The sequence below is a fragment of the Pseudomonas arcuscaelestis genome, from assembly GCF_016881005.1.
GTDB lineage: Bacteria > Pseudomonadota > Gammaproteobacteria > Pseudomonadales > Pseudomonadaceae > Aquipseudomonas > Aquipseudomonas arcuscaelestis.
In genome coordinates this window covers 172,583-197,957 of the sequence record NZ_JACOPV010000002.1, presented here as the reverse complement: position 1 = coordinate 197,957, position 25,375 = coordinate 172,583, and the positions used below count along the sequence as shown (strand labels likewise).

Here is a 25,375-nt window from a genome sequence, read left to right as displayed (position 1 = left end):
AGGGCGTCAACGGCTCGAAAAGGCCTCTTTGAAGTGCGCAACGAAGGCTGCTACCAGCGCCGATGCGGGCTCCCGGTAGGCTAGCACCACCTCGCTTTCACAACCCTCGTCGGTGATTTCAATTGCATGCAGGGAAGAGGCGCGAGCGGTCGAGGCGGGGAGTAGCGCAATGCCAAAACCTGCCTGAACCAGCAACGACTGTGTGCGCTTCACCGAATAGACCTGTGCAGGCTTGGGTGAAAATCCGGCTTTGGCACAAAGTTCAAACGACAGGTAGCTGAGCCCACCACGTTGCGGGTGCGGCACAGACACGAAAGACTCGTCACGAAGCTGCGCAAGCGCAATCCTGGATTCGCTCGCCAGGTGATGGGTGGGGCCCACGGCAACCACGACTTGCTCCTTGAACAGCGAAAGCAAGATCAGGTCATCGGGCTGGTGCAGTACCGGCAGGCGCAGCAGGCCGATATCCATGCGATGGTGCAGCAGATCCTGCAGTTGGATTGCAGACGACTCTACACAAACCTCAATGCTCACCGCGGGGGCCAGGCGCAGGTAGTGGCTGAGCACCTCTTGCAACTTGCCAACCAGCGGCACCGTACTGGCATGACACAGGCGCAGGGTACCGCTTTGACCCTGGCCCACCGAGTTTGCCAAACGGCCCGCGCTTTCCACATCAATCAGAATACCTTTGGCTCTGGGTAGAAAAGCCAAGCCGGCCTGGGTCAGGTTTGGCTGACGCGCCGTGCGCTCGAACAACGGTGTGCCCAGATGGCTTTCCAGCTCCTTGATCTGTCGGCTCAAGGCCGATTGCGCAACGAACAGTCTTTGCGCCGCGCCACTGAAACTCCCGCTTTCAGCAATTTCGACAAAGTAACGCAGTTGTTTCATTGAAATCATTTGTGTCATGCCGAAATGTGATCGCTTAAGGGTTTTTTTCATATTAGTCGGATTTCAACGGCCTCGGCTAGGATGTGCCGCACATGCCACGGAGGCGATGAAATGCTTGAGGTTCTACTCCAACCACCGGTTGCCGGCGCAAGCCTTTTGGTGATGCTCCTGACTATTAGCGCGGCCTATGTCATTTTCGGCATCGCCGGGTTTGGCACTGCACTGGTGGCCGGACCGGTGTTGCTGCTCTACATGCCTTTATCCCAAGTCATTCCTTTATTGGTGGTGCTCGATCTGCTCGCGTCGTCGGGAAAGTTGCTGCGCGGCCATCGACATGTGGTGCGTGCAGAACTGGTTCGATTGCTGCCGTTCATGGCCATTGGCAGCGTGCTGGGCATTACCGTGTTGCTCAAGACCAATGCCGACGCGCTATTGCTGATGATGGGCTGTTTTGTCAGTGCGTATGCGCTGTACATGTTGATTCGGCCGCTGCGCATGTTCGACTTGCCGCCTGCCTGGGCCATGCCGCTGGGGGTTTTGGGCGGATTGTTTGGCTCCTTGTTTGGCAGCGGTGGATTCCTCTATGCGATTTACCTGAACGGTCGGATCGTCGCCAAGGAGCAGGTCAGCGCCACGCAAAGCACCCTGATCGGCATCAGCACGGTGCTGCGCCTGAGCATGCTGGTGATTGCCGGAGCCTATGCAGATACCTCGTTGCTGGTGATGGCCGTGTACTTGCTCCCTGCTATGGTGATCGGGCTCTGGGCGGGCGGCCATATCAATCTGAAAATGTCTCGTGAGGCGTTTGTCAGGCTGATCAACATCATCATTCTGGCAAGCGGGGTAACCCTGGTCAGTCGCGCTTTGTTGAGTTGAGTCGCCCGGCGCAACCCCTGCAATCCGTTGTTTCGGCCATGGCCGTTGAATAATTGGAACGTATCCGCCCTGCAGCTTTTCTACTGAGGACAGGCATTGCAGGGGAGCTGCGCATGATGAAGCAGAGCAAGCAGTCGGCCTTGGCCCAATGGCGGCAGGATCTGCAGCTGGCCTATCAGCAATTGGAGCCCGAAGAGCGCTATGACAAGGCGCTCAAGGCTGCCGATACTTTGCTTGAGGCGCAGATGATCGACAGCCGTGAATGGCGTGATCTGGTCAAGGCCGCCAACGCCTATCTGTTCCACTAAAGCGAACCGCGAGGCGTTCAACCATGTCCATAGAACGTTCGATTCCAGAACTTGAAGCCTGGTATGCCCAGTACGACGACGAGAGCTATCGGCGAGAATCCCCCGATTTGTATCACAAGGCCCTGATTCGCACAGCCGAGGCGTTGCGCGATGACGGGGCCATTGACTGGGATGACTGGCTGGCACTGCAGGCATTGGCCGATGGCGCCCAGGTCAACGCCTTGGAAAGGGCGGTTGAGGAAAAACTGGCCGACCCCGACACCTGATGGCCGTGCTGATTTCAGCGTGCGCCCTCATAACGGGCGAGCAATGGTTGGGTGCTTAGCCCGTGCACGATGATGCTCAGGGCGACCACTGAAAGAGTCAGGTCGATACAGGCGCCAGAAAGTTCAGGCCCGATGCCCTGGTTCAAGCTATAGAACAAGTAGTAAAGGCTGCCAATACCACGAATGCCGAACCAGCCTACCAGCAACCGTTGCTGGCGATCGAGCAGTGTGCCCCAGGGGATTGCCAGCGCACCGGCCGGGCGCACGAGTACAAACAGCATCAGACCCACGCCCAGCGCGTGCCAATCCCAATGGGCGGCCAGCACGACCCCGAGCAGGGTCACCAGGAATACCTCCATCGCCCGCTCGATCAGACCGCCAAACGCCAGCATATCGCCCATCATTACTCCGGCCGCCACCTGTTGGTCTTGTAGTTGCGAGGTGTCGCCGTGCACCTGCCGTCCGGCCTGGGCCTGCTGAATATCGAGCCCTGGCTGTACCAGGTGCTCGGCCGGTACCGATGTTTGCGCTGCCGAGGTCATTTCGGCACGGCGCAGGCCAAGCCCGGCAGCAAACACGGCGAGAAAACCATAGGCGCTGATGAGCTCGGCACCGACATACGCCAGAGCGATCAGCGCCAATGCCAGGTAGTCATTGGGCGACATCAGCGAGTGTGTATTGCCGCTGCGCAAGGCGAGGATCAAACGCCCGACGCCGTGGCCCATGGCGTAGCCCAGGGCCAGCCCGGCCAGCACTGCCCAGATCAATTCCTGCAGGCTCCACATCAGCAACCCGTGGCCGGAGAGCGTGGGGTCGCGGATCAACAGCAAACCAAGCAGTACAAATGGAAACGCCACGCCATCGTTCAGCCCGGCCTCACCTGAAAGTCCAAAGCGCACCGCATCCTGATCCTGGGCATCATTGACCTGTACCAGGGAGGCCAACACCGGATCGGTGGGCGCCAGTATTGCCGCAACCAACAGCGACAGCCCCCATGACCACTGCAACCACAGGTGCAATACCAGGCACAGGCCGGCGATGCTGATCAACATCAACGGCCCCGCCAGCCCGAGGACCACCCGCCACATACGTCGGCTGAACGCCAGGCGCAGTTTGAGCCCGCAGACAAACAGCGAAAACAATAGGGCAACTTGAGTCAGATGTTCCATCCACGGCGCAGCCTGAGCCACGTTCAGTTGCAACAGACCAAGCCCGGCAGGGCCGATGGCGATACCCAGAATCAGGCACACCGCCGACGTGGTAACCGGCATCCAGCGCAAGTAGGAGGAGGTCAGTGCCAGCACCAGCAGCACCGCACCCAGTACCGCCATCCAGAGCAAAAAACTCATCACGCCACCCCACATGGCCGGGTACAGGTATTTGTCTATTCGAGCGGGAGGGGTGAACGGGGGTTCAACGCATTGGGCAGGTCGGTGTGAAAAAAGCTGAACCTCTGCCGACCGACGTGGCTCAGAACTGATAGCGGTAACCGAAGTGTTTCAGGAATCCCTTCAATGAGGAACGTTTCATGATGAATACTTGCTTGCGTACCGGGGCCTTTGCATTGGCCCTCACTCTGGCTGGCGCCGTGCATGCGGCCCAGGATGCCGACGACTTTGTCGAGGATGCCTCGGCCAAAGGCGTTGCCGAAGTCGAAGCTGGCAAACTGGCCCAGGAAAAGGGCACCACCAGTGACGTCAAAGCGTTCGCGGACATGATGGTCAAGGACCACCGCGCCGCCAACGAGAAACTCAGGACGCTGGCCACCAGCAAGGATATCGAGGTTTCTACCGAGGCTGACCTGATCGACAAGGCCAAGGCGATGATCCTTGAACTGCGCGGAGCCAAGTCGTTCGATCAGGCGTACGCCAATAACCAGGTCAAGGCGCACGAATCGGCCATCGAGTTGTTTGAGGAATACGCCAAGGACGGTAAGGATGCTGAACTGAAGGCCTTCGCAACCGAGGCCTTGCCAACCTTGCAGGCCCACCTGCAAAAAGCCAAGGCCCTGGCAGCCGCGCATGGCGGTGATGCAGCCAAGCCATAACCAGCACTGACAGTGGGTCGCCCGCTGGGCGGCCCGCTTCAGCGCAGCTTGCAGGTGCACCGTGATGAATAGCCAAGCAATTTTTTTAAGCACGCTGATGTTGGTCAGCGGTGCAAGTTTTGGTTCAGCCTGCGAGGTACGCACCCGCTCGCAAAGCGAGGCGATACCCAGCATTGAATCGCATAGCTGTTATCGGTTCACCAAGGTTGCCGATGATGCCATTGATTGGTCGTGCAGCAACGAAAGCAAGGAGATGCTCACCAGTGACAAGCGTCGAGTAGAGCAATGCGCGGATCATTCCGTTGCCACCTGCACCGCGACCCTTACCCAAGAGAGTCTGGCCAATCCCCATGCCACCAGCAAGGCGCCAGGGCACGATAGCCCGGCGATTCCGCAGGGGGCGCAAGTGGTGACCTACTATTACGACTCGGCCCAGTTATCGCAGTTACGCAAGGACTGCGAGAGTGCGGGTGGGCGCTGGCAAGCGCCGTGAGCGGCACTTTTCAGGATTTGCGGGCTCTATTCATCGCAAGGCGGCGCTGATTCCCGATGCTGCCAGTGAGTCCGGGCCCGGTGCCGATGGTTGAGAGTTACCCCGTTCGATCCCCACCATTGTGGCGTCATGCGCTACTGTTTGCGCTGCTGGCAGGGTGTGCCAGTGGTTGCAGTCAGCAGCAGGGGCGCGATATTGCCGCCCAGCTCAGTAAAGGCTCGCCCCAGGAGTTGTTTCAGACCAGCGTAGACCGCATGGCCACCCTGACCATGCGTGACAACCTGCAAAGTCTCTATCTGTTGATGAACAAGCTCTATCGGCGAAACCCCAGCCAGTGGCGTCTGTCCGGTTATGTCGATGCCTCGACCGCCGAGCGTCAGATTCGCCAGGCCATCGAGCAGCGTCAGGCGCTGCCGCAATTGGGTGAGCGCCGCGACCTTGCCGCCCTGAGCTATGCCTTGGGTCCTGAGTTCAAGGGCGACCGCGTCGGTGCATTTATTTATGCTATCGGTAGCATGCTGGTGACTGCACATGGCGGGCGCACCGAATTTTTCATCACCGACACCATCGACCCGCTGTTCGTGAACAACGCCGCGCGCAACATAGAGAAAGCCACCTGGATGCTCAGCCAGCGCCAAGACGCCAACGGCGTGTTATTGCTATTTTCCAATGAGATATCCGAGGAGGGCAGCAACCTGAGTTTCGCCGTAGAGTTCGGCAAGGTCGTGGCGCGCTTGGACCTTTTAGCGCAAATGCTGGACGAACGGTATCGGCGAATTGGCCTCAATTACGCGCAAAGCCTGCTGTTGATGAACTTTCTGCCGGTGCAGTGACAGGGAACTCCAAGGCCATGGCAAGCATCCTAGTTGTTGTAGGAACCCATAACCGGAGGCACCATCATGCGCCGTTTACTGATCGCTTCTTCGCTCATTCTTTGCTTGCCGCTGGGCAGTGCCCTGGCCGGTGTCGACGCCGGTGATGTGGCTACCTCGGCAGGCGTTTCTGCATCGTTGTATTCGACCTTCAAGGATGACAAACGCATTATCCCGGCGCGTGACGATGCTTCGTCGTTCATTGCCAGTGGCGGCACCATTCGGGGCGTGTACCTGGAGTCGATGATGCAGCGCGTTCGTCAGGAAAACCCCGATTTACGCGCCAGCGACGAAGAAATAGCCCGGGCAATCCTGCTTCAGGACGAACCTGGCGGCGAGCGCTGAACTATTCTTCTATGAGCCGCCGTTCACCCAGGAATCGGAGCTCATCATGTACAGAATATCGCCGCTCGGCCTTTGCTTGGTCGCCTCCCTTATCAGCCTCCAGGCATCGGCCGAAACCGTTGTTCCCCTCAACGGCCAAAGCTCACAGCAGATCCAGATGGATACCAGTGAATGCCAGAATACCGCCAACAGTGCCTCGACTTCGGCTCCTGTTACCGGTGGTCGGGTGAAAGGCGCCGCAGTAGGCGCCGCTGCCGGAGCGGTGGGCGCTCAGGTGCGCGGCAACCAGCATGACGAGGTCTATGACCGCGTCGACGATGATGTGAAGCAAGACTATCGGCAGAACCGCGCCAAGGAAACTGCAGCCGCCGGCGCAGTGGTCGGTGGCTCGCGCCAACGCCAGGAGCGCCGGGCTCAGCGCAACAACAGTGAGTCGACCCATGCCTCGGCATACACCAGTTGCCTGCAAGGTAAAGGCTACCAAGTCACGCCCTGATTGATGCTGGCGCGTTGCGTTACCAGCCTTTTACTCCGTGCATGTCGGGCAGTTTGTGGGCGATGCCCTTGTGGCAGTCGATACACGTGGCTTCGCCCTTGGCCAGCGAGGTGGAGTGCATGGCGGCGGCACGCTTGCTTTGGCGCGTGAAGTCCATGAACTCGAAGTTGTGGCAGTTGCGGCATTCGCGCGAGTCGTTGGCCTTGAGCCTGGCCCACTCGTGCTCGGCCAGCTCACGACGCATGGCTACGAATTTGTCGCGGGTATCGATGGTGCCGAAGATTTTCCCCCACACTTCCTTGGACGCCTGCATCTTGCGCGCGATTTTATGTGTCCATTCATGCGGTACATGGCAATCCGGGCAACTGGCGCGCACACCGGAGCGGTTGCTGTAGTGAATGGTGTCCTTGAGCTCGACAAACACGTTGTCGCGCATTTCATGACATGACACGCAGAATTTTTCGGTGTTGGTCAATTCCAGCGCAGTGTTGAAGCCACCCCAGAAAATGATCCCGGCAATAAAGCCACCCAAGGTCAGGAAGCCGAGGCTGAAATACACGCTCGGTCGACAAAGGATGCCCCAGTACTCCTTAAGCAGGGCGAACAGTGTTTTCATGGCGCCTCCTTAAGGTTTTTTAGCGGCGTTGGCGTCGTCTTGCAGAATTTTGTCGATGTTTTCGAAGGTATTGCCCACCAGCGGCTGTATTTCTTTCTGCGGCACATGGCACTGGTTGCAGAAGTAGCGCCGAGGCGACACGGCTGCCAGCGGCTGGCCATCGCGGTCCATGTAGTGGGTGATGCTGATCATGGTCGCCTGACTCTTGGCACTGTTGGCGCGACTGTGGCAGGACAGGCACTTGTTGCTGTTCTTGTCGATCTGATAGCCGCGAATGGTGTGTGGAATGGTCGGCGGTTGATCCGGGTAGTTACGCTCGCGTTTAAGGTCCTTGTTTTCATCATTGGCAATCGGCGCTGCCGGCATGCTCTGGGTCAGCGTGCCGCCTGGGCGACGACCGTCCGGCCCGGGTGCATCGAGCGGGTAGTCGATATCGCCAGCGATGGCCACGCCAATCACGGCTAGCAGGCACAACGGCAAGATTCGAACGGTCATGACGATGCTCCTCAGGCCACGCTGATCAACTCGATTCGTATGGCGCATTTCTTGTAGTCGGTCTGCTTGGAGATTGGATCGGTGGCATCGAGCGTGACCTTGTTGATCAGCTTGTTGGCATCGAAGAACGGCACGAACACCAGGCCTTGTGGTGGCTTGTTGCGCCCGCGGGTTTCGATCCGCGCGCGGATTTCGCCGCGCCGACTGATCAGCTTCACTTCACTGCCGCGTCGTGCATTCAGGGCTTTGGCGTCATCCGGGTGCATGTATACCAAGGCCGCTGGAACGGCCCTATACAGCTCTTCTACCCGCTGGGTCATGCTGCCGGTATGCCAGTGCTCAAGCACGCGGCCGGTACTGAGCCAGAACGGGTATTCGGCATCCGGGGCTTCGGCGGGTGGCTCGTAGGGCAGGGCAAAGATGATCGCTTTTTTGTCCGGGTAGCCGTAGAACTGCACGCCGCTGCCCGCTTCGACGTAAGGGTCGGTGCCCTCGCGGTAGCGCCAGCGCGTTTCCTTGCCATCCACCACCGGCCAGCGCAGGCCGCGCTCGCGGTGATACAGGTCGAACGGTGCCAGGTCATGACCATGGCCGCGGCCAAACTGGGCGTATTCTTCAAACAGACCTTTTTGCAGGTAGAAGCCAAAGGCCTTGGCTTCATCGTTCTTGTACCCGGCTTCAAGTTGCTCGACGGGGAACTGATCTACCTGACCGTTCTTGTACAGCACCTCATAGAGGGTTTTGCCCTTGTACGCCGGTGCCTTGGCCAGCAGCTCGGCAGGCCAGACTTCATCGGTGGTGAAGCGCTTGGAGAACTCGACCAGTTGCCACAAGTCGGATTTGGCCTCACCGGGCGCGCTGACCAATTGGTGCCAGAATTGGGTGCGGCGCTCGGCATTGCCAAAGGCACCTTCCTTTTCCACCCACATGGCGCTGGGCAGAATGAGGTCGGCGGCCTGGGCCGATACCGTGGGGTATACATCGGAGACGATGACGAAATTTTCCGGCTTGCGCCAACCGGGCAGTACCTCCTGCATGATGTTCGGACCGGCGTGCATATTGTTGCTGCACTGGGTCCAGTACACGTTGAGCACCCCGTCCTTGAGCATGCGGCTCTGTTGCACGGCATGAAAGCCGACTTTTTCCTCAATGGTGCCGGCAGGCAGCTTCCAGATTTTTTCCGCGGTCGCCCGGTGCTTGGGGTTCGTGACAACAAGGTCGGCAGGCAAACGGTGGGAGAAGGTGCCGACTTCGCGCGCGGTGCCGCAGGCAGAGGGTTGGCCGGTGAGCGAGAAGGGACTGTTGCCCGGCTCGCTGATCTTGCCGGTGAGCAGGTGGATGTTATAGATCAGGTTATTGGCCCACACCCCACGGGTGTGTTGGTTGAAGCCCATGGTCCAGAACGACACTACTTTGCGCTTGGGGTCGGCATACAACTCGGCTAGGGCCTTGAGCCGTTCGGCCGGTACGCCAGACTCCTGGGCCGTGCGCTCAAGGGTGTAGGGGCGAACGAAGGCGGCGAACTGCTCGAAGTCGATATCACTCCAGGTGTTGGCCTTGTCGGCGTTCTTGGCCTTGGTCTCCAGCGGGTTGTCGGGGCGCAGGCCGTAGCCGATGTCATCGGCACCCTTGGCGAAGCGCGTGTGCTTGCTGACGAAGTCCTTGTTGACCGCGCCGCTTTCAATAATGTGGTTGGCGATGTAGTTGAGAATCAGCAGGTCGGTCTGTGGCTTGAACACCATGGGAATGTCGGCCAGTTCGAAACTGCGGTGCTCGAATGTAGACAGCACCGCGACTTTTACCTGCGGCTGGCTCAGGCGCCGGTCGGTTACCCGACTCCACAGAATCGGGTGCATCTCGGCCATGTTCGAGCCCCACAGCACAAACGCATCGGTGGCCTCGATATCGTCGTAGCAGCCCATCGGCTCATCCATGCCGAAGGTGCGCATGAAGCCCATGACGGCCGAGGCCATGCAGTGACGTGCATTGGGGTCGATGTTGTTGCTGCGAAAGCCCGCTTTCATCAGCTTGTTGGCGGCGTAGCCTTCCCACACCGTCCATTGCCCCGAGCCGAACATGCCGACCGAGCTTGGGCCTTTGTTTTTCAGGGCTTCCTTGAACTTCGCCGCCATTATGTCGAAGGCTTTTTCCCAACTGATCGGCTGAAACTCGCCCTGTTTGTCGTACTGCCCGTCCTTCATGCGCAGCAGCGGTTGGGTCAGGCGATCATTGCCATACATGATCTTCGACAGGAAGTAGCCTTTGACGCAGTTCAAACCACGGTTGACCTCGGCTTTGACATCACCGTGGGTAGCAACCACGCGGTTGTCACGGGTGGCGACCATTACGCTGCAGCCGGTGCCGCAAAAACGACAGGGTGCCTTGTTCCACTCCAGGGTGACCATGTCGGCTTCAGTGATCAGGTTGCTGGCGGTGCTGTAGATGGGCAGGCCAGCCGCTGCCGCAGCAATGGCGGCGGCCTGGGCCTTGGCGAACTCACGGCGGGTCATGCTCATTCGGCTTCTCCTGCAGGGTCGAGGAGTTCGTGATAGATCAACGCCGCATTGAGCACGCCGGGTAAATTGTTGATCTGCTCTATGCGTTGCAGAATCTGATGTTCATCCGCTGTTTCAAGCACCACCACCAACTTTCCGGCGGCACTTTCCTGATGCAATTCAAGGCCCTCAAGCAGGCGCAAGTTAGCCTTTACCGCTTCCAGCAATTGCGGGCGGGCAAGTACAACAAGGCTGGCAATATGTAGCGTTTCGTCCATGCACTGGCTCCAACAGACATTAAAAAATGCCAATCAGTTAGGCGGACCAGGCGGTCCGTAGAGCATTTGTAAAAACCAGATGATGAAACCGTAGCCACCGACGATAGCCACCGATAGCAAGGGGAACAGGCAGGCGACGAGGAAGATGAACAGCAACGCCTCTTTGCGACGCACAGGTTTTTGTTCTTCAGCCGATGGCATGGAACGCGCTCCAGGCAGACCTGGATGTAGAGTAGACCTACTCACTTGAAGGGGCTAACCGCGGACCTTTAAATCGACAAAAGGCTCTAAGCGTCAAAGCTCGCAACATGCAATAAGGGGCGGTGTATTCGATGGATGCAAATGCTAGTTATTTGTATAGATTTTAGCGTTCAGAATAGTTCCGCAGAAATTAGAAATGCACAGGACCCGAACGTGTCGGGCCCTGATAAGCGAAGTTAAGTAGTACATGCGTCAGAACTTTACCTTGATGCCAAGGATGCCTTCATAGCCGTGGCTGTCGCTGTCCAGGCCTTTCTCGTAACCGCCAGACAAATGGATGGTGGTTTTTTCGCTGACCTTGTAATCCACGCCCAGGTTCAGTTCGGTCCAGGTTCCGCCCATGTCGGTGGTGAAGGGGATAAAACCATCGTTTGAAGAAAACTCGGTTTTCGGCTGGCTCTTGAACTCGTGCCAGACACTGGGGCGAATCCACACGTTGGTACGGTGCAATTTACCCTTGTCGTCTTCACGGAACAGGTCCTTGTCGAGGCGTACCCCGAGGCGCCCGGTCAGGGAGTCGACGTCTTCAAAGCGCACATCGGCGGCGGCGTCGTGGCTGTCGTTGATTTTGATCTTGCTGACAATCACCTGGGCTTGCGGCTCGATCTTCAGCGATTCGTCCTTGTTCAGCTTGAACGGGTAACCGGCTTCCAGCGAGGCGGTAATGCCCTTGCCCTTGGTTTTCAACCGCGGCAGGTCATCAGGGTGGGCCTGGATATCAAAGTGGTTAAAATGCATTACGCCATCCAGGTACCAACCTGCCGCCCCGTAGTGGGTCCAGTAGCCACCGAGGCCAGTGGCGCGCACCTTGGCATCGCCGGCTGCACTGCCGTCGGTGTGTTCGACATCTCCGGCGATCTTGCCGGCGGACAGCGACAGGCCTGCCTGATTGGAACTGCCGTCGGTGTCTTCACTGTGGTACAGGTCGATACCCACCTGAAAAGCTTGCTGGCTGTAGTCGACGCGGCTGCCATTGCCCAGGCTCTGATCACCCTGGCCATAGATCAGTCGGCCCCAGCCCAGCGACGGACCGTAGTCGCTCTGCGCCTCACTTGGCAATGGATCGACGGCGCTGCGCACCTCTTCGCCCATGCGCTCATGCAGGGTATCAACCAGCATGCGGCTATAGCGCAGGGTCATCCCGGGAATGGCGCTGTACAACGAGGTTTCCGGGCGGTAGTTGGGCACTTGGCGTGCAGGTTGTGGGGCAGGGGGCGCTACCACCGGTGGCTCCACGACGGGAGGCACTACTACGGGAGGCACTACTACAGGAGGCTTTACTACAGGAGGGATTACCACGGGAGGTTTAACAATGGGCTTGTCGATGGGGTCTACAGGTTTCGGATCGTCATCATCATCGTCGGGGTCAGGTTGTGGTTTTGGATCGACAGGCACCGCGTCCTGGGTTGAGCGCAGATACCAGGCCTGGGCGTTGCTGTCGTCGAGACTGGCGCGGTGCAAGGTGTACTCATATGGGCCCGCCTTGACCCGGCTGAGCAATCTGAACGCTTGCGCCTGGGTGGTACCGCCATTGATGGCATCGACCACCTGAATACCATTGCCGCTGGTCAAGGCACCGGGGCCACCGGCGTTCTTGATCTGCAGATTGCTGCTACCACTGGCCTGGCCGCCATCGATCACCAGTTTGTCCGACGGCGACTGGTCGTCGTAGAGGTAGGTATTGAGGGCGATGGTGCCGTTGTTGCCTTGGTACTGGTTGACGGTGAGGGTCTTGTAGCTGCTGCCGCCCGGTGCGCTGAAGTCGATCAGGCTGTGGTCGTTGCCAAGGCTGCTCAGGTTCGAGTTGCCGGTGAGTTTCCACAGGCTGGTATTGCTCATGCTCAGGGTCGAGTTGCTGTCCTGGGCGGTGGTTGCGGCGCCGTTGACCTGGGAACTGCTCAGTTTGATGGTGGCAAGGCCTGGCGCTGTTGCCCCGGCGTCGACATGCAGCCAATGGCCGCTACCACCAGCGATTACATCCTCAAGGTCAGCCTCGGCAACGCCGTCAATCGCGAGGGTTGCCCCTTGCTGGTTGTGCAGCACGCTGCTGCGCACCTCGGCCTTGCTCACGGCCATGTCGCTGCCTTGCAGGTACAGCGCCGATGCAGTGCTGCCGGCGGCGCTGACCGTGGTTTGCTCGGCGCTTAACTGGCCGCCGTCCTTGACCAGCATCCCGTGCGCATCAGCACCCTGGGTAATAACGCTGGCCTGCGACAGGATCGCCGCGCTGGGTGCGCTGCTCACCAGCACACCGTGGGCGCCCGAACCGCTGGTACTGGCAACTGTGTTCGCGGCATTCAATTGGCCACCGCGCTCGGCGTGCAGGGCTGCAGAATTGTCGCCCGAGGTTCGGATGCTGGAGTCCTTAAGGTCCAGGGTTGCGGTCTGGCTGTCCTTGAAGTTACGACTCACTCGAGCACCGCTGGCATTGGCGCCCAGGGTCTGGACGGTGACGCTGTTGGCCTCGAGTACAACGTTACCGGGTTTGATACCGCCGACACCTGCATATAGGCCAATGGAGCGGTCGCCTTCGGTTTTTACTGAAACGCCGTTGAGCTGCATGCTACCGCCGTCATCCACGGCGGCGCCGTAGGCTTGTGAGCCTTGGGTGAGCAAGCGCGTGCCGTTGGCAATCAGCAGGGCGCCTTCGTTGCGCGAAACCAGGGCATGGGGAAAGGTCAGGTTCGATTGCACTGGCGAGCCATTGCCGCGGGTGGTCACCGTGCCGCCGTTCAGGGTCACCTTGGCGTTCTGGTTGGCGACTACACCGATGGCGTTGTCGTCGCCGGCGGTATAAACGTTGACGTTGTCAGCGCTGACCGTGGCATTGCCTGCGCTGATCCCGGTGGCGTAGTTGCCTTGGGTGCTGACGCTGGAGTTGCTGATCTGAATGTCGGCGCCGTCGCCTGCGCTGATGCCAAAACTCGATTTAGGCGAGGTGCGTACCTGGCTGTCGGTAAGCACCAGGCGCGACCCCGAACCCTCGACCAGGACTCCGGGGGACCAGGGGCCGGTGGCATTGAGGGCGTCAACGGCAATCTGGCTGTTTTCTACCTGTGCCTGGGCGCCGGAGACAATATTCAGGCCGATAGCACGCGCACCGAGCACCGATAGGCTGCTGTTGGAGACCAGTGCCTGGCTGTCGGCGCCTTCGACCGACACCCCGTGACCGAAGATGCCCTGCGTTTGCAGAACGCTGTTATCGATAACCAGACTGCCGCCGGCCATTGCCCTGGCTGCTGCGCTGGGGTTGGCCGTGTTGCCGCCACCGCTGACCGAGATGTGGCTGTCCTTGAGCGAAATGCTGCTGGCCTCGGCCCGGGTGCCGGCAACGTGGGTGCCGGTGGAACTGATTTCAAGACCGCTGCCGCTGATCTGCGAGCCACCCAGGGCGTGCAATACCGCAGTGGTGGTCGTGCTGGTTGCGGCGTTGGTGGCGTTGAAAGTGCTGTCACGCAGTACAATTTCGCTATTACCCTCGGCACGGGCACCACTGGCTGCCGTAGCGCTGGTGTTGACGGTGATGTCGCTGGCGTTGATACGGCTGCCGGATTCGGCCTTCAGGCCATGACTGATGTTGGTACCGAGCACGGCACCGCTGCTTGTTATCGTGGTGCCTTTGCTCAGCATGATGCTGCCGCCATCCTGAGCCAGCACGGCGGTGGAGCCTTTGGCTATCGTGCTGATCGAGCCGCCGCTGAAGTCAATGGCGCTGCTCACACCGTTGGCCAGCAGTGCCACGTTATTGTTGCCGGTGGTGCTGCCCATGCTCACCTGACTGTTGTCGAGGCTGATCACGCCGCCGCTCTGCACCGTGACGCCGGTCATGTTGCTGGCGGTAAACGGCACGCCCAAGGCAGTTTGCGGGTGCATTTCGATACGTACTCCAGTGCCGCTGATCCTACCACCATCCACGGCCAATAGGGCTTTCTGGCCATTGGCAGTAGCGCCGGTTACCGCACTGTTGACGACGCTGCCTTGCTCGAAGCTGATTTGTATCGCGGCGCCGGCCTTCACGCCGGTAGCATTGGCCGCACGCAGGTAGACGCTGGAACTGTCGGCGGCGCCGCTAACAATACCCACGCCGTTGGCCACGGTAACCGTAATCGGGGCTGGTACGCCGAGTAGCCCAAGCAAGGGGCCCAGTTGCAATGCAGCAGCAGAAGGCGGGTGGTCGTCCAGGCGCTCGATGGTTACCACGGCTTCTTCTGCCTCAACGTCCTTTACCGAGAGGTAACACATGCTTCCCAGAATGAGACTGATAGCCAGGGCCAGGCGGTTGTGCGCCAAGTGGTCCAGAGGCAGTGCAATTTCGCTGACATTTTTCATGACGACCTCCAATAATTCTTGAGCACAAGTCTCTGCCTAGGCAGGGAGTTGCTCTGTAGGAGTCGCCTTAGTCGTGTGTAGGAGCTTCGCTGAAGGCAGCGCTGGTCTAGGCTTGTTCTTCCGGTCCTGGGTGACCGGGAGGGAGTCGTCTGATGAGCCGGGTGATGATTGTCGAGCCATTACCGCTGTTGCGTTTGGCGCTGCGCCAGGTGCTGGAGCGGCTTGGGTATCAACTGGTCGCCGAGGCGGACAACGGCCAGGATGCGTTGCTGCAGGCACGTAGCGAATCACCGCAGTTGGTGGTGCTGGAACTGGCAATTACCGGGCTCGGCGGCCTGGATCTGATGCGCCGCTTGAAGCTGCGTGATTCGAGCTTGCAGGTATTGGTGTACACCACGCAAAGTCCCCATCAGTTTGCCCGGTTGTGTGGGCAGGCGGGAGCCGACGGTTTTGTCAGTAAACACGACGACCTGCTGGAGCTTGAGCGCGCCCTGGGCGCCGTGTCTCATGGGCGGCGTTATTTTCCTCGTGACGCGCGTGGCGCGGCGGTTGCGGGGGGAGGCAACGAACTGGACGCGCTCTCAGCACGGGAATTGACCGTGCTGGGGCTGATCAGCGAAGGCTGCTCGAACCAGGCGATCGCCGAGCAATTGGCGATCAGCTACAAGACCGTCAGCACTTACAAGACTCGATTGCAGGACAAACTGCAGGTCGACTCGCGCCTGGCCCTGGCCAACATAGCGCAGCGCAACGGTATCGGCACACCAAGCCTGCTGGCGCTGACGGTTCCCGCCGAGCAGAACAACAGCCATCCTGACGCAAACCGGCAAGCCTTGTTGCGGGCCATGCTCGAAGCATCGGCCAAGCCAATGTTCGTGCGTGACCGAGAAGGTCGCTTGCTGATGTGCAACCAACCCTTCCTGACCTTGCACCACACTTCGTTGGAGCGAGTTTTGGGACAGCGGTTGGACGATGCGTTCTGGTTTACACCGGAACAAGGGCGTTGGTACCAGTCGCGCTATGAAGCCTGTATCGAAAAGGGCGAGTCGTTCAACGCGCAGGTCGCCGTTGAATTCCTGGGCGAACCGCACTACCTGCAGTTCTGGGCCGAGCCCTGGCTTGATGGAAATGACGTGGTTCAAGGCATGGTTGGCAGTTTCGAGGATTTGACCGACCGGCATGTGCTGCTCGGTCAACTGCGTGATGCCCATGAACAGGCTGAGTCGCGCTATCGAGAGGTCACCCGCTTTGCCCGCGTGGTTTATGAGGACCTGAATGAACCGCTGCAGCGTTTGCTGACAGGCCTTGGCAAAGCGATTCTGCCTCCAGTAGGGCAGGCTGCCCTGCAAAAACTCAGTGGTCGCCTCCATCAACTGGAGCAACTGCTTAGCCTGGAGCAACAGCATCCTGCACAGGTGCCGACTCAGTTGGACATCGTCGCGTGGTTGGAGGCACGCCTTGCCACCCTCGCGGTGGCGCCGGCACTGGATTGCACAGGCGTGAGTGCACGGCAGCTGTGGATCGATGGCGATCGCTTCGGTGAGTTGCTCGGCACATTGCTGCAGTACCTGAATGAGGCGGTGCCGCAAACACCGCTCACCATCAGCCTGACCACTCGCATGCAGCTCAACGGTATGGTCACCCTGAACCTGGCCGTTGGGCTTAGCCAGCCGCTGGTGCATCGCCAGGGGCTGGCCTTGCAGCTGTGTCGCCACCTGAGCCAGTCGATGGAGGGTAGCTTTCGTGATGTGCGTGAAAACGGCGAAACGACATTTCTCATCGAACTCGAGTCGCCAGCGGCGTTGGCGGGTTCCAGGCGCGGCTATTGATTTGAGACAGAGGGCATCGGCACAAGGGCATTAGACTCCTCGCGGTCGTTTGATAATTTTGAGCACAAATGACGTGTACGTTTCACCACTGGCGCTACGCTAGGTTGGTTACGCTGCGATCTGCGGGCTGATGGCGTCCTTGGCAGGTTTGGTCTATCAGTAGTCGGTTACTTACGTGTGTGAGGTCTGGACATGGCAAAAGAGAAAAAGCACGCCCCCAAGGGCAATCCCGAAGAACGCGGGAAGTTGAAAAACAAGGTTTACCTCGAGCAGCTGCGTCAATTGCATGTCGAGCTGGTCAAGATGCAGGAGTGGGTAAAAGAGAAGGGCATCAAAGTTTGCGTCATTTTCGAAGGCCGTGACGGGGCAGGCAAAGGCGGCACGATCAAGGCGCTTACCGAACGGGTCAGCCCGCGGGTGTTCCGGGTCGTGGCATTGCCGGCGCCCAACGACCGGGAAAAGAGCCAGATGTACCTGCAACGCTACCTGCCGCACTTGCCTGCCGCGGGTGAAGTGGTGATTTTCGACCGCAGTTGGTACAACCGCGCAGGTGTCGAGCGGGTAATGGGGTTCTGCAGCCAGGAGCAGGTTGAAGGGTTTCTTGATGCCGTGCCTGCCGTGGAACGGGCGATCATCGATTCCGGGGTCATTCTGCTCAAGTACTGGCTGGAAGTCAGCGAAGAGGAGCAGACCCGGCGCCTTGAGGCGCGCATCGAAGACGGGCGTAAAATCTGGAAACTGTCGCCTATGGACCTCAAGTCGTATAGCCGCTGGTATGACTATTCCCGCGCCCGCGACGACATGTTCAAGGCTACCGACACCGGCCATGCGCCCTGGTTTGTGGCTGACTCCAACGACAAGCGCCGTGCACGCCTGAACATCATTTCCGATTTACTCAGCCGTATTCCCTACAAGGAAGTGCCGCGCGAGAAGGTCAAGCTGCCCAAGCGTCAGAAGAAGGGCGACTATCGAGAGCCTAACTACCAGTTCAAACGCGTTATCGAACGCTTCTAAACCCGGTAGGAGCGGGATAAATCCCGCTCCTACCTGCTGTTGTACCGCTACAGGCTCCCGACCAGTTGCCCACCATCCACGGCGAGGACGGCGCCTGACATATAGGCACCGGCCTGGCTGGCCAGCAGCAGGAATGGGCCATCGAGTTCTTCCAGGCGTCCGAGGCGACGCATGGGGACGGCGTTGCGGATGTAAGCCTGGCCTTTTTCGCTGTCAAAATAGCCATCGGTCATTTCGGTCTGAAAGTAGCCCGGCGCAATGGCGTTGACGCGAATGTCGTAGCGGGCCAGTTCCAGTGCCAGGGACTTGGTCAGTTGCACGACACCGGCCTTGGCGGTGCAGTAATGGCTGTAGCCAATGCCCACGCGCAGGCCAAGCATGGAGGCGATGTTGACGATACTGCCGCTGCGCTCGGCGCGAGCCAGACGTTGCGCGGCGCATTGGGCCACGCGCCAGACGCCGTCAAGATTGGTAGACAGCATATGGCTCCAATCGAGTTCGCTGATCTCCAGCACCCGCTGACCGCTGCCAATTCCAGCATTGTTAAGCACCAGATCAACCGGCCCGAAGGCGGCTTGTGCGGCATCAAAGGCCGCTTCGACACTGGCGCGATCGGTGACATCCATCGCCACTGGCAGCGCCTGGCCACCGTCCTGGCGGATAACCTCGGCCAGTGCCTGCAAGCGTTCCACGCGCCGTGCTGCGAGCACCACACGAGCACCCGCGCGACCTGCAACACGGGCCAGGTGAGCACCAATCCCGCTGGAGGCGCCGGTGACCATCAAGGTATGGCCGCTCAGGGAAAACGCAGAATTGCACAACGATGAGGTTTCATTCATGTCAGGTGTCCTGGAGGTATGACGGGCATGGCTCGCGGTTGAGACGATCCATGCCCTGCTTTTTCAGAGGCGCTCTATGGTAGTTTTGCCGGCTGCCACCAGGCGTTCGAGCAACGGCGCCGGGGTGAACCACATCCGCCCGTATTCGCCCAGCGTATCGCGATAGTGCTGGATGCCGGCCAGTACTTTGTCCAGGCCGTACTGCTGGGCGTAGAACATCGGGCCACCGAGGTGCGCCGGGAAACCGTAGCCATTGATCCACACCAGATCGATATCTCCGGCGCGCAGGGCGATGCCCTCATCGAGCAACTGAATGCCTTCGTTGATTAGCATGAACAAGCAGCGCGCATGGATCTCGGCATCTTCGATTGGACGTCGGGAGACATGCAGCTCACCCGCCAGGCGTTCGGACAGGGCAACCACTTCGTAGTCGTTGTGGCGCTCGCGCCCTTCATACTGGTAGAAGCCACGAGCGGTTTTCTGTCCGTAGCGGCCCAGGCTGTAGAGTTCATCACCCAGACGGCAGTAGCTGTCGTCGTGGGCGATGGCGGCGCGGTTGGCATCGCGCACGAGAAAGTTCACGTCGATACCCGCAAGGTCGAGCATGCTGAAGACCCCCATGTTCAGGTCCAGGCCGGTCAGAACGCCGTCGACCTGGGCCGGGGTGGCGCCTTCAAGCACCAGGCGATGGGCTTCGCGGGCATAGGGTTCAAGCATGCGGTTTCCGATAAAACCGAAGCAGACGCCGGACACGACCGGGATCTTGCCGATGGTGCGGCCCATCTTGAGGGTGGTGGCCAGCACCTGCGCAGAAGTTTCCCGGGCTTTGACCACTTCCAGCAGACGCATGACGTTTGCCGGACTGAAAAAGTGCAGGCCGATCACATCCTGCGGGCGCGCGGTTACTGCGGCAATCTGGTCTACATCCAGTGACGAGGTGTTGGTGGCGAGAATCGCGCCAGGCTTGCATACGCTATCGAGTTGGCGAAACACCTCCTGCTTGATCGAGAGCTGCTCGAATACCGCCTCGATCACCAGGTCGGCGTCGGCCAGATCAGCGTACTCAAGGGTGCCGCTGAGCAGCGACATGCGTTGCTCCAACTGTGCCTCTGTCAATTTGCCGCGTTTAAGGCTGATTGCATAGGTTTTGCGGATGTGTGCCAGGCCGCGGTCGAGCGCATCGCCCTGACGCTCCAGCAACACCACTGGAATGCCGGCATTGGCGAAGTTCATGGCGATGCCGCCGCCCATGGTGCCGGCACCGATTACTGCAACTTTGGCAATCGGGCGCAACGCAGTGCTGGGGTCGATGCCAGGTATCTTGCCGGCCTCGCGTTCGGCAAAGAACACATGGCGCAACGCTTCAGACTGGCGGGAGGCCTCGGCCTGCTTGAACAGGGCCAACTCACGCTCCAGGCCCTGTTGCAGGGGCAGCAGGCAAGCAGCCTGGACTGCCGAGAATACCAGGCGTGGGGCCAGGCGGCTTTTCCAGCGGGGTTCTTGCTCCAGACAATAGCGCTCGAAGAAATCCGCTGGCAGCCCTTTGGCGGGATCGGCAAACGGCTCGCTCGGGCGCGCGGGTGCGTGGTTGGCAATTAGCTCGTGGGCATAGCCGCAGGCGCTTTGCAGCAACTGCTCGGCGCTGTCGGCCAGACGGTCGAGAATGCCCAGTTCCAGCGCTCTATTGGCGGCCATTGGCGCACCGCTGATCATCATCTCCAGCGCCGCTTGCACGCCGACAAGGCGCGGCAGGCGCTGGGTGCCGCCAGCACCGGGAAGCAGTCCAAGGTTGATTTCCGGCAAGCCGACACGGGTTTTCGGCTCGCCAATGCGGTAACCGCAAGCAAGGGCAAGTTCCAGGCCGCCACCCAGGGCGAGTTTGCCGATCGCAGCCACCAGTGGTTTGTCGATAGCCGTGAGACGCACCAGCAGGCCTGGAAGGTCGGGGGCCGCGAAGGAGGCCGGGCTGCCGAATTCGGTGATATCAGCACCGGCGCAGAACAGGCCGTTGGTACCGTAAATAACGATAGCGCGTACCGACGGATCGGCGTCTGCCTGTTCGCAGGCCTGGAGCAGGGCCGCGCGCAGAGGCTGGCCGAGCGCGTTGACCGGAGGGCGAGCCAGGCCAATCAGTGCCAGGCTGTCTTGCACCTGATAGGTGACCAGTGAATTCATGATGACTCCTTGCACAACACAATTGATAGGGACGGGCTCAGAACCATTGATCCTGCATGTCCAGGCTGGTGCGATTGGCGCTGGCGAGCAGCCGCGCCTGGGCGTCGATGCCGGCCAGTTCCCAGTCCATGAAGTAACGCGCTGCCTGTAGTTTGCCGTTGTAGAAATCCGCTTCGCTGCCGTTTGCCCCGGCGCTCAGGGCGCGGCTGGCAACCAGCGCCATGCGCAGCCAGAGCCAGCCCACCAGCACTCGGCCGAACAGATCCAGGTAGGGCGTGGCGTTACTCAAGCCACTGTGGGCGTCGGCAGCAACCTGGCCGAGCAGGCTTTCGGTGACCTCCTGCAAACGGTCCAGGGCGCCGCTCAACAGATAGGCGAGGGCGGCGCAATTGTCGTCGCGCCCAGCCTGCTCAAGGCCAAGACGCACCTGCTGGCAGAACAGACGATAGCCTGCACCACCGTTCTGCTGCAGCTTGCGCCCGAGCAAATCAAGGCCGTGAATACCTTCAGTGCCTTCATGGATAGGGTTCAAACGGTTATCCCGGTAGAACTGCTCCAGCGGGTATTCGCGGATATAGCCCGAACCTCCAAGAATCTGCACGCCAATGTCCGAGGCAATCACGCCGTACTTTGACGGATAGGACTTGACCATGGGGATCAGCAGGTCGAGCAGTTCGCTGGCATCACTGCGCGCCTGTGGTTCGGGCGCGGTATGGGCGTCTTCGTAGAGGCTGCTGGCGTACAGGCACAGCGCCAGGCTCCCTTCGGCATAGGTTTTTTGCTGCAGCAGCATACGGCGGACGTCGGCGTGCTCGACGATACGCACCTGTGCCGACAACGGGTCTTTACTACCCGGTAGCCGGCCCTGGGGGCGTTCGCGAGCGTAGTCCAAGGCATGAATAAAGCTCTGGTACGCCAGTGCCGAGGCGCCCAGCGCCACGCCAATGCGCGCTTCATTCATCATCTGGAACATGTACGACAGGCCTTTGTTGGCCTCACCGACCAGATAACCGATGGCACCGGTGTCTTCACCGAAGTTGAGTACGGTCGAGGTGGTATTGCGGTAGCCAAGCTTGTGCAGCAGGCCGGCCAGCGCCACATCGTTGCGCGCCCCGATCTGGCCATCATCATCGACGAGGATCTTGGGCACCAGGAACAGCGAGATGCCGCGGGTACCGGCGGGCGCGCCTTCGATACGGGCCAGGACCATATGCACAATGTTGTCGGTGAGTTCGTGATCGCCACCGGAAATGAACATCTTTTGCCCGAACAGGCGGTAGCTGCCGTCTTCGTGAGGGCGGGCAAGGGTACGCAGATCGCCCAGGGCCGAACCCTGGCCAGGTTCGGTCAGGGCCATGGTGCCGCTGAAGCGGCCATCGAGCATCGCCGGCAGGAAACGTTGGCGCAGGCTATCGCTGGCAAAGCTCTTGACCAGGTTGGCGGCACCGATGGTCAAGAACGAATACGCCACCGTGGCGATGTTGGCAGCGTTGAAATACGCCATGCTGGCCCGCAGGATCACTTCCGGCAACTGGAGGCCGCCGTCTTCGGCGTTATGGTGAGCGGCAAGAAAGCCGGCCTCGGCGAAGGCATCCCAGGCCGCTTTGGTTTCCGGGATCAGCTTGACCTTTTCGCCATCGAAGGTCGGCTCATGCGCGTCGGCTTTTTGATTGTGCGGCGCGAAGTACTCGGCAGCGATCGTGCGCGCGGTTTGCAAGGTGGCATCGAATACCGGCCGGTCGTGCTCGGCGTAACGAGGGCGTTGCAACAGGACTTCGGTGTCGAGCAGTTCGTAGAGTTGGAAGCTTAGTTCGCGTTCGTTGAGCAATGCATCAGTCATGGGGGTCTCTCGCTCAGGGCCTGGCGCAGTGAAAGCCAGGATGCGCCTGGAGGCAGTTCAGCCGTGCCGGCGGCTGGCCGGCACACTCGGTTCAGAATGCGGGTTGAAAATGCGCGTTCAAAATTGCTGGTCGTCCATCTGTAACAGCGCGTCGCCGCCCTGGACCACCACGCGCGACAGGCTTTCTACCTGCGGCAACAGATGATCGGCATAGAAGCGGGCGGTAAGCAGTTTGCCCCCATAGAACGCCTGGTCGTTGTCACCCGCCTTGAGTTGGCGCTGGGCGGCCAGTGCCGAGCGCGCCATCTGCCAGCCGCCTGCGACCAGGCCAAGCAGTTCCAGGAACGGCACGGCGCCGGCAGCCACTCGGGCTGGCTGGCTGGTGTAATGGCCGACGATGAACTCGACGCTGGTGTTCAGTGCCACCAATGCTCTGGCCAGGGCACTGGCATTCGCCTGCAGTTGTGGGTCATCTACCCAGGCCAGTTCCTCCAGCACCTGTTGGATTCGCGTGCTCAGTTGGCCGATGGCCAGGCCGCCGTCGCGAGCGATCTTGCGCCCGATCAGGTCGGCTGCCTGAATGCCGGTTGTTCCTTCATACAGCGTCGTTATGCGTGCATCGCGCAGGTGTTGGGCTGCCCCGGTTTCTTCGATGAAACCCATGCCACCGTGAATCTGGATACCCAGGGAGGCGATATCCACCGCGTTCTCGGTGCTCCAGCCCTTGATCACGGGAATCATCAAATCGACCAGTGCCTGGGATTCTTGCCGCGCAGCCTGGCTTGGATGGCGTTCGGCGCAGTCCATCGCCAGGGCAATTTCACAGGCCAGGGCGCGCATTGCTTCGGTGCGTGCTTTCATCGACATCAGCATGCGCCGGACATCCGGGTGGCGGATGATTGCGACATTGCTGCGCGTGGCGGCGCCGATCTCGGTGCCCTGGATTCGCTCGCGGGCATAGCCGCGTGCCCTTTGATAGGCGCGCTCGCTAAGGCCTACGCCTTCAATGCCGACGCTGAAGCGTGCCGCGTTCATCATGATGAACATGTACTCGAGCCCGCGGTTTTCTTCGCCTACCAACCAACCGAGCGCGCCTTGGTTGTCACCGAATGCCAGTACGGCAGTGGGGCTGGCATGAATGCCAAGCTTGTGTTCTATGGAGGCGCAGCGCACATCGTTGCGTGCGCCGAGGCTGCCATCTGCTTGCACGAGGAACTTCGGTACCACGAACAGCGAGATGCCCTTGACGCCGGCTGGCGCGCCCGGTGTGCGCGCCAGTACCAGGTGCACGATGTTATCGGTGAGGTCGTGCTCACCATAGGTGATGAAGATTTTCTGGCCCTTGATGCGGAAGGTGCCATCGCCCACCGGCTCGGCTCGGGTTCGCACTGCTGCCAGGTCCGAACCTGCCTGGGGCTCGGTGAGGTTCATGGTGCCGGTCCACTGGCCGCTGATCATCTTCGTCAGGTAGGTGCTTTTCAGGTAGGCAGACCCGCGCAGCTCGATGGCTTCGATAGCGCCACGGGTGAGCATCGGGCACAGGCCGAACGCAAGGTTGGCGCCGTTCCACATCTCTTCCACCAGCGCCGACACCACTCTGGGCAGGCCCTGTCCCTCAAATTCCGGGTCGCAGGACAATGAGTTCCAGCCGCCATCGACGAATCGCTGGTAGGCCTCACGCCAGCCTTTGCTGGTGGTCACTTCGCCGTTTTCCCAGCGGGCGCCCTGGCGGTCACCGGAAACGTTCAGCGGCGACAGTACGCCGTGGGCAAACTTGCCGGCCTCACCCAGAATGGCATCGACTAGATCGGCATCGAGATGGGCACAGTCAGGCAGTGCCCTTACCCGGTCCAGATAGCCCAATTCATTGAGAACGAACTGCATGTCGCGCAGAGGTGCCTGGTACTCACTCATGACTCAATCCTGGCCCGATGTTGTTGTGGCTCATGAAGACTCCTGATGGGTTTTTGCCTGTGAAAGCGATATCCCGCAGTTCAACAGATTCAACCCGTCCTGGTGCCCACCCCGGTGGGGTGGGCGGACGCCAGCATCAGGGTTTCCAGGGCGTGACGCAGGGCCGGTGGCAGCGGCACGGGTCGGCGCGTCGTGCGATCAACGTAGACGTGAACGAAGTGACCCTGGGCCGAGGCCTCGGTGCTGTCGTTGGCGAACAGGCCAACTTCGTAGCACACACTGGAGCCGCCCAGCCGCGAGACACGCAAGCCGGCACGAACCCGATCGGGGAAGGCAATTGAAGAGAAGTAGCTGCAGTGGGTATCGACCACCAGGCCCACGGTTGGGCACTGTTCGAAGTCGAGCAGGCCCTGTTCCAGCAACCAGCCGTTGACCACCGTGTCGAACCAGCTGTAGTAGATGACGTTGTTGACGTGACCGTAGACGTCGTTGTCCATCCAGCGTGTGGTGATATCGCGCAGATAACGGTAGGCGCTGCGCGCATTGGGGACGGGCTTGCTCACGGTTCAAACCTCCTGTTGCGTATTGAGTCCGGCGGTACATCGTTGCCCGCATCCTAACGACGCTGCCGCCTTGCGTCCCCTCTCTTGTGGAGGGGGCGCAAGGCCGCGCTGTCAGCCGGATCTACCCTCGCACAAC

The 25,375-nt window shown here is 60.1% G+C and carries 23 protein-coding genes; 10 read left to right on the top strand and 13 right to left on the bottom strand.

What is annotated here, in order from left to right; translation table 11 throughout:
- Window positions 1-6: 6 nt before the first annotated feature.
- On the bottom strand, window positions 7-897 hold the full coding sequence (locus H8F21_RS03205; protein ID WP_203584029.1) for a LysR family transcriptional regulator: 891 nt from the start codon (window positions 895-897) through the stop codon (window positions 7-9).
- 102 nt (window positions 898-999) lie between these two features.
- Here H8F21_RS03205 and H8F21_RS03200 point away from each other — a divergent pair, with 102 nt between their 5' ends.
- The 3 genes from H8F21_RS03200 to H8F21_RS03190 all read left to right on the top strand — a co-directional run bounded on the left by H8F21_RS03200 (window position 1,000) and on the right by H8F21_RS03190 (window position 2,338).
- Window positions 1,000-1,764 carry a sulfite exporter TauE/SafE family protein gene (locus tag H8F21_RS03200; protein WP_203541195.1) on the top strand — a complete coding sequence of 255 codons (765 nt, stop codon included), beginning with the start codon at window positions 1,000-1,002 and terminating at the stop codon, window positions 1,762-1,764.
- 113 nt (window positions 1,765-1,877) lie between these two features.
- Window positions 1,878-2,072: a hypothetical protein gene (locus H8F21_RS03195; protein ID WP_203481409.1), complete on the top strand. Its 195-nt coding sequence runs from the start codon at window positions 1,878-1,880 to the stop codon at window positions 2,070-2,072.
- A gap of 23 nt (window positions 2,073-2,095) precedes the next feature.
- Window positions 2,096-2,338, top strand: a complete 243-nt coding sequence (locus H8F21_RS03190) for a hypothetical protein (RefSeq protein ID WP_136475976.1) — start codon at window positions 2,096-2,098, stop codon at window positions 2,336-2,338.
- Window positions 2,339-2,352: 14 nt separating this feature from the next.
- Here the strand turns inward: H8F21_RS03190 and H8F21_RS03185 are convergent, their stop codons facing one another.
- Window positions 2,353-3,687, bottom strand: a complete 1,335-nt coding sequence (locus H8F21_RS03185) for a cation:proton antiporter (protein ID WP_203584028.1) — start codon at window positions 3,685-3,687, stop codon at window positions 2,353-2,355.
- Between the two features lie 182 nt (window positions 3,688-3,869).
- Here H8F21_RS03185 and H8F21_RS03180 point away from each other — a divergent pair, with 182 nt between their 5' ends.
- From H8F21_RS03180 to H8F21_RS03160, 5 genes are all read left to right on the top strand, one after another.
- Window positions 3,870-4,385, top strand: a complete 516-nt coding sequence (locus tag H8F21_RS03180; protein ID WP_203481476.1) for a DUF4142 domain-containing protein — start codon at window positions 3,870-3,872, stop codon at window positions 4,383-4,385.
- Between the two features lie 64 nt (window positions 4,386-4,449).
- Complete coding sequence (locus H8F21_RS03175; protein ID WP_203584027.1) at window positions 4,450-4,878, top strand: hypothetical protein; 429 nt, start codon at window positions 4,450-4,452, stop codon at window positions 4,876-4,878.
- An 86-nt stretch (window positions 4,879-4,964) separates the two neighbouring features.
- Complete coding sequence (locus tag H8F21_RS03170) at window positions 4,965-5,711, top strand: hypothetical protein (RefSeq protein ID WP_236042890.1); 747 nt, start codon at window positions 4,965-4,967, stop codon at window positions 5,709-5,711.
- A gap of 66 nt (window positions 5,712-5,777) precedes the next feature.
- Window positions 5,778-6,095 carry a DUF2388 domain-containing protein gene (locus H8F21_RS03165; RefSeq protein WP_136475979.1) on the top strand — a complete coding sequence of 106 codons (318 nt, stop codon included), beginning with the start codon at window positions 5,778-5,780 and terminating at the stop codon, window positions 6,093-6,095.
- Between the two features lie 46 nt (window positions 6,096-6,141).
- Window positions 6,142-6,591 carry a YMGG-like glycine zipper-containing protein gene (locus H8F21_RS03160; RefSeq protein ID WP_203584026.1) on the top strand — a complete coding sequence of 150 codons (450 nt, stop codon included), beginning with the start codon at window positions 6,142-6,144 and terminating at the stop codon, window positions 6,589-6,591.
- Between the two features lie 19 nt (window positions 6,592-6,610).
- Here the strand turns inward: H8F21_RS03160 and H8F21_RS03155 are convergent, their stop codons facing one another.
- The 6 genes from H8F21_RS03155 to H8F21_RS03130 form a co-directional block, all read right to left on the bottom strand.
- On the bottom strand, window positions 6,611-7,207 hold the full coding sequence (locus H8F21_RS03155; protein ID WP_203584025.1) for a cytochrome c3 family protein: 597 nt from the start codon (window positions 7,205-7,207) through the stop codon (window positions 6,611-6,613).
- Window positions 7,208-7,216: 9 nt separating this feature from the next.
- Complete coding sequence (locus H8F21_RS03150) at window positions 7,217-7,702, bottom strand: nitrate reductase cytochrome c-type subunit (RefSeq protein ID WP_203481415.1); 486 nt, start codon at window positions 7,700-7,702, stop codon at window positions 7,217-7,219.
- A gap of 11 nt (window positions 7,703-7,713) precedes the next feature.
- Entirely contained in the window at window positions 7,714-10,218 is a 2,505-nt protein-coding gene (gene napA / locus H8F21_RS03145; RefSeq protein WP_203584024.1) for a nitrate reductase catalytic subunit NapA, read from the bottom strand.
- The gene (locus H8F21_RS03140) at window positions 10,215-10,475 is read right to left on the bottom strand and encodes a chaperone NapD (RefSeq protein ID WP_203584023.1); all 261 of its coding nucleotides are present in this window, start codon (window positions 10,473-10,475) and stop codon (window positions 10,215-10,217) included. The genes napA and H8F21_RS03140 overlap by 4 nt, the downstream gene beginning before the upstream one ends.
- 33 nt (window positions 10,476-10,508) lie before the next feature.
- The gene (napE, locus tag H8F21_RS03135) at window positions 10,509-10,676 is read right to left on the bottom strand and encodes a periplasmic nitrate reductase, NapE protein (protein ID WP_038610650.1); all 168 of its coding nucleotides are present in this window, start codon (window positions 10,674-10,676) and stop codon (window positions 10,509-10,511) included.
- A gap of 252 nt (window positions 10,677-10,928) precedes the next feature.
- Window positions 10,929-15,065 carry an autotransporter outer membrane beta-barrel domain-containing protein gene (locus H8F21_RS03130; protein ID WP_203584022.1) on the bottom strand — a complete coding sequence of 1,379 codons (4,137 nt, stop codon included), beginning with the start codon at window positions 15,063-15,065 and terminating at the stop codon, window positions 10,929-10,931.
- A 152-nt stretch (window positions 15,066-15,217) separates the two neighbouring features.
- Here H8F21_RS03130 and H8F21_RS03125 point away from each other — a divergent pair, with 152 nt between their 5' ends.
- Both H8F21_RS03125 and ppk2 read left to right on the top strand, forming a co-directional pair.
- The gene (locus tag H8F21_RS03125) at window positions 15,218-16,894 is read left to right on the top strand and encodes a response regulator (RefSeq protein WP_203584021.1); all 1,677 of its coding nucleotides are present in this window, start codon (window positions 15,218-15,220) and stop codon (window positions 16,892-16,894) included.
- Between the two features lie 192 nt (window positions 16,895-17,086).
- On the top strand, window positions 17,087-17,908 hold the full coding sequence (gene ppk2, locus H8F21_RS03120; RefSeq protein WP_203481424.1) for a polyphosphate kinase 2: 822 nt from the start codon (window positions 17,087-17,089) through the stop codon (window positions 17,906-17,908).
- 47 nt (window positions 17,909-17,955) lie between these two features.
- Here ppk2 and H8F21_RS03115 read toward each other — a convergent pair whose 3' ends face one another.
- The 5 genes from H8F21_RS03115 to H8F21_RS03095 all read right to left on the bottom strand — a co-directional run bounded on the left by H8F21_RS03115 (window position 17,956) and on the right by H8F21_RS03095 (window position 25,239).
- Window positions 17,956-18,747 (bottom strand): SDR family NAD(P)-dependent oxidoreductase, encoded by a 792-nt coding sequence (locus H8F21_RS03115; RefSeq protein WP_203584020.1) that lies wholly within the window; start codon window positions 18,745-18,747, stop codon window positions 17,956-17,958.
- A 63-nt stretch (window positions 18,748-18,810) separates the two neighbouring features.
- Window positions 18,811-20,922 (bottom strand): 3-hydroxyacyl-CoA dehydrogenase NAD-binding domain-containing protein, encoded by a 2,112-nt coding sequence (locus tag H8F21_RS03110; RefSeq protein WP_203584019.1) that lies wholly within the window; start codon window positions 20,920-20,922, stop codon window positions 18,811-18,813.
- A gap of 37 nt (window positions 20,923-20,959) precedes the next feature.
- Window positions 20,960-22,762 (bottom strand): acyl-CoA dehydrogenase, encoded by a 1,803-nt coding sequence (locus H8F21_RS03105; RefSeq protein ID WP_203584018.1) that lies wholly within the window; start codon window positions 22,760-22,762, stop codon window positions 20,960-20,962.
- Between the two features lie 117 nt (window positions 22,763-22,879).
- Window positions 22,880-24,676 (bottom strand): acyl-CoA dehydrogenase, encoded by a 1,797-nt coding sequence (locus H8F21_RS03100; RefSeq protein ID WP_203584017.1) that lies wholly within the window; start codon window positions 24,674-24,676, stop codon window positions 22,880-22,882.
- Window positions 24,677-24,765: 89 nt separating this feature from the next.
- Window positions 24,766-25,239: an acyl-CoA thioesterase gene (locus H8F21_RS03095; protein ID WP_203584016.1), complete on the bottom strand. Its 474-nt coding sequence runs from the start codon at window positions 25,237-25,239 to the stop codon at window positions 24,766-24,768.
- Window positions 25,240-25,375: the final 136 nt, after the last annotated feature.